This window comes from Flavobacterium sp. Arc3, assembly GCF_041431375.1.
Classification (GTDB): domain Bacteria; phylum Bacteroidota; class Bacteroidia; order Flavobacteriales; family Flavobacteriaceae; genus Flavobacterium.
The window spans coordinates 1-3,366 of record NZ_JASMRI010000051.1; the positions used below are offsets into that span (position 1 = coordinate 1).

Sequence of the window (3,366 nt, forward strand, 5' to 3'; positions counted from 1 at the left end):
ATAGAAAAGGCGTCTTGTAATTGCATAATCTTCGTTTTTAGTACTCTCAAAGTTATGCTTTTACATTGATGCTTTGATATAGCTGGAATTTAGTGGAATTAGCGTTTCGCATCAAGTTTTCGTTAAACCGAAAACTGAGCGTTTACGAACTTCCAGCCATCTCAAAGTGGCATAACGTTGGCTGCAATTTAACCAAAACAAGAACAATAAATAACAATGAAACATTTCTTTTTATTATCCCTAATAATCACTTTTTTATTTTCAAATACGTGTGATGCACAAGATTATACTCAAAACGAGCAAATAGACACCGATTTTTTTATACCAATAGAAAAAACTAACCTTTATACAAGAGTTGTTGGCAATCCTGATAAACCTATAATTATTACACTTCACGGCGGACCTGGTGCTTTTAATGTAGACCACGAATTTTATAGAAATGTTTTCGAAAAAGATTACTTGATGGTCTATTTTGACCAAAGAGGAAGCGGAAAATCTGATGAATTTAGAGATAAAACAATGCTTACCACTGACCAATTTGTGAAAGATTTAGACAAGGTGGTAGATTTTATCAAAAATAAATACCCTAATAAAAAAATAAACATGATCGGTTCTTCTTGGGGCGGAATGTATGGTTTTTTGTATTTGATCAAACATCAAGAAAAAATCAATTCATTTATCAGCAATTCGGGAAGTGCAAATATCAGGCATAATAGTCTTGCTTTAATCAAACACGAAAAGCAATTAGCGAAAAAACTCATTAAGCAAACGAATGATACTGCGAAAATAAATAGATTTAATGAAGTTTTGAAAAAATTAGATGTTATAGAAAAAAGCGGTTTTAAAAGTTTTTATGCTGATATGGAAACGATAAGATTTAAATTTCCGAAAGAATTAGGATTCGATGTTTACTGGGCTCAACCAGAAAAGAAAGCAAAAATTGATGCGCTTTTAAAAGACCCTGATTTCTATACCAGAAATAAATATACGCCCGAGCTTTTAGAAAAAGTAATGGCAAAATTTGAGTACATAAATGAAGTTTTTCACGGTCAGGAAGCCTACAATAATCTTAATGTTTTAAATGAACTTGCTGCTATAAAAACGCCAATCTTAGTAATTCAAGGAGATTTAGACTATGCCATTGGTATTGAATCTGGCAAAATGATTTACAAAGCTCTAAAAAATGTTCCTAAAAAAGATAAAGAATTGGTTTACATCAAAAATGCTTCCCACAATTTACCAGCCGAAGAACCTGAACAATTATATAAGTCATTAACAACTTTTTTTAAAAAGCATAACTAAAATAAACTGACAGCCAACACACGTTTTGCGAGATTGCGAATTATGTGGTAAATTCACGTTTATCTTTCGCAAGAAATTTAGTAGTAACAGAAAATACTCGGTTACGAAGCTCGCAACCTCGCAAAGCGCGGGAACGTTGTGCTTAATTTTAAAAACCTAGCAAACCGAAAAATAGATTACTGAAAAATGACTAAAAAGATTCTAAGACCAATATTGATTTCAATAATTCAAATTGTCGGAATAGCAGTAATGCACGATAGTTTGTATCATTTTTATCCCATATATCATAAGTCGGTTGGATTTGGAGTGACTATTTTTTACACAGGAATTATTTTTATTATTTCAATTTTTGCGTTTAATTTTTATCTGGAATTTTTTAAAAGAAATGTTTATCTGATTGCATTTGCTCTTTTGACAGCTACTAGTATTTTTCCATTATTAGCATTTGATTATAGACCACTCAGAAGTTTGCTTTTAATTATCCTAGCTCTTTTTGGATTCTTATCTTCGTTAGTTTTGAGTAAGTGGAAAACTGAAAACAAACTTGAACCGAAAAAGAAATTTCACAGAGAAATTGAAAAATATTTTAACGCATTATCAGAAAATAAAATTCCAGTTGATTTAATGACGGAATTAGTTCATAAAATTACCGATTCACAATATGATACCTACAAACGATTCTGGAATCAATATCCAAAATCAAGAAAACGATATTCAAAACTTAAACTTGAGGATTTAGAACATCCTTTTACTCATTACTTGACAACAGACTTTTTTAAGGATAAAGAATCTGAAGGCTATAAAAAATACTCTATGATACTTTTGAAATTGACTGAGAAAGAATTTATTGATTACGAAATAAAAAAACATCAATACGAAACGAAATAAAAAACTAAGCACAACCACCATTTTGAGCTAGCTGGAGTTTAGTGGAATTACCGTTTCGCATCAAGTTTTTGTTAAGCCGAAAATTGAGCGTTTACGAACTTCCAGCCATCTCAAAGTGGCATAACGTTAGTGACAAGCTTAAAAAAAAACCGATTTAATGAGATATTCAGCTATAGAAAGTATACTTCCAAGATTAGAAAATCACAAGCCAGAATCACTTAATAATTTGTCTATTTTAATTGACAATGCAATTGATTTCGGAACAAATCTTCTAAAATGGGAATTAGAAAAAGGACAAAAAGATGATGAACATATTGTTCCTATTTTGTTTTTCAGAAATATTTTATCTGTTGCTGATGCAATTTCAATTTTAATCAAAAATTCTTCAATTGACAATTCAAAATCATTAGTTAGAGTTTTAATAGAAAGTATTTTCAGTTTAGAATATTTACTTCAAGAGGATACAAAAAACCGTTCATTAGCGTATTTTGTATGGAATGCACATAAAGATTTGAAATTTATTGAGCAAATCGATTTCGCAACTGAAACAGGAAAACAGCTTAAATCAAATATAGCGAAAGATAAATTCACTAAAGATTTTGAAATTAAATATCCCCCAGAATTTGACGAAGGAAAAAAAAACGCACAAGAACTTTTGAAACTTCCAAACTATGTAAGTGTAGAAGTTGAATATCAACGAACACTTCTGAAAACAAAAAAACTAAATTGGTTTACGCTTTTCAATGGACCACAAGATTTTGAACAATTATCTGCCAAAATAAATTTAAATAGTTTTTATCAACTTCATTATAGATATTATTCAAAAAACATTCATTCAACAAGTGTTCATAAAGGTGTGCTTTTAACAAATGAAGATGGTAGTGGATCAATAATTCAAATACGTTCGTGGAAAGATGCGATATCGACTTCGGTTGATACTTTAAATTTCTTGTTATTAACTTTAATGACATTTCAAAGAAAACTACTGCCGGAAAAAAATAATGATTTTATGAATTGGTACTTGGAATTTAGAAATGAATATTTAAATTTACTAGAAATATCGAAAAACCAGAATAAATAAAAAGCCAGCCACTAACAGCCATTCCTATGTAAAGCATCATTAAGTTATAAACAACTTTTAAGAGGGTTATATGTCGGTTATTTTTCGAGTATAAA

3 protein-coding genes are annotated in these 3,366 nt (G+C 29.9%); all 3 read left to right on the plus strand.

Features of this window, described 5'->3' with window-relative positions:
• The first annotated feature begins 216 nt into the window (after positions 1 to 216).
• The 3 genes from QO200_RS19195 to QO200_RS19205 all read left to right on the plus strand — a co-directional run bounded on the left by QO200_RS19195 (position 217) and on the right by QO200_RS19205 (position 3,271).
• Positions 217 to 1,302 (plus strand): alpha/beta fold hydrolase, encoded by a 1,086-nt coding sequence (locus tag QO200_RS19195; RefSeq protein ID WP_371543591.1) that lies wholly within the window; start codon positions 217 to 219, stop codon positions 1,300 to 1,302.
• A 186-nt stretch (positions 1,303 to 1,488) separates the two neighbouring features.
• A complete protein-coding gene (locus QO200_RS19200; RefSeq protein ID WP_371543593.1) occupies positions 1,489 to 2,190 on the plus strand; it encodes a hypothetical protein in 702 nt (233 codons plus the stop codon).
• 157 nt (positions 2,191 to 2,347) lie between these two features.
• Positions 2,348 to 3,271, plus strand: a complete 924-nt coding sequence (locus QO200_RS19205; RefSeq protein WP_371543596.1) for a DUF5677 domain-containing protein — start codon at positions 2,348 to 2,350, stop codon at positions 3,269 to 3,271.
• Positions 3,272 to 3,366 lie beyond the last annotated feature (95 nt).